Genomic DNA, 550 nt, shown 5'->3' on the forward strand with positions numbered 1-550 from the left:
CTGAAGCAACTTAAGACCGCCTAACTTTTTCACAATACCCCCACCCGGTTGCCACAACCACAAAATATTGAAACCAATGTGCAAAATCAAAAAAGGAAGCGCGGNATGGCTCAACCACCGCCACAATTGCCACTGCTGTCCGCCCACCGCAGGGAAGTGAAACGCATTGAAAATCGCTTGGCCAAAGCCGATCTGCTGCAGTGCAAAAATCACCACACACACCAACATGATGCTGAGTGTCACAGGACCAGCCTTAGCTTTTATCATCCCCATGAAGCTCGGCGTGTGATAATGGAAGTGACTCTTTCTAGTCTCAGCCATATCCCAAGAAGCCGCTTGGTAGCGCTTATGATTGGGCTCCGACAAGAAGCGGTTGAGCTCCGCTTCAGTTTCAACTTGAAACTGGCCATCAAGCAGCCAAAGAGCAAAGCGTCCCTCTCCATCAGGTGACATCTGAATAGGGATCTGGCGAGAGGCCATGTAATCAATAAATGCTTGAGCAAGACGTGGATTGTCTAACACCATCAGTCTAATCATTGTTATTTCCTAG

Annotated in this window: 1 protein-coding gene; it reads right to left on the minus strand. The window is 48.5% G+C overall.

Translation table 11 applies throughout. The features are described from left to right. Positions 1-537 (minus strand): rhomboid family intramembrane serine protease (locus A3712_RS19675; RefSeq protein WP_157618823.1); only part of this gene is annotated, 537 nt, incomplete at its 3' end. Positions 538-550 lie beyond the last annotated feature (13 nt).

Source organism: Vibrio sp. HI00D65 (assembly GCF_001635455.1).
Lineage (GTDB): Bacteria > Pseudomonadota > Gammaproteobacteria > Enterobacterales > Vibrionaceae > Vibrio.